1 protein-coding gene is annotated in these 417 nt (G+C 37.9%); it reads right to left on the bottom strand.

Annotated elements, in window-relative coordinates:
• Positions 1-4: 4 nt before the first annotated feature.
• Positions 5-417, bottom strand: a 413-nt coding sequence (locus tag EI161_RS14680) for a hypothetical protein (RefSeq protein WP_225735429.1), incomplete at its 5' end; no start/stop codon positions are given.

Below are 417 nucleotides of genomic sequence, written 5' to 3'. Positions count from 1 at the left end.
CTAGTTAAGCTACTTCGGCATGGCAGACCTCACCATCCTTTAGTCGTCTAGCATATACTTTTTCCATTAGGTTAAAAATATCGTCCATACTTAGTTCTTTAACTTTAATTGCGCTCCCACGCTCCCATCCATCAGCGTCATGGTATGCGTAGGTCATGCAGTCAAGGTCTTTGATATCAGTACGTTTGACCGCTTGGGAACTAGCAGTTGGAGCGTGTAGGTTTATGTATATCTCAATCTCATCAGCATACTTACTATCGCTTAGATTGAATATCAATATCAATACACTTCTATCAGCAATAGCGTAGTATAAATTGCAATAGAAATTCTCTATGGCTTGTAGTACATTATGTAGAAATTCATCTTTGTCTACTAATTCGGGGTTAGTGATATCTACTACCATATACTTAATTCCTT

This window comes from Psychrobacter sp. FME5, from assembly GCF_014861375.1.
Classification (GTDB): domain Bacteria; phylum Pseudomonadota; class Gammaproteobacteria; order Pseudomonadales; family Moraxellaceae; genus Psychrobacter.
Note: the sequence above shows the minus strand (reverse complement) of the source record. Positions and strands in the feature narration are given on the sequence as shown.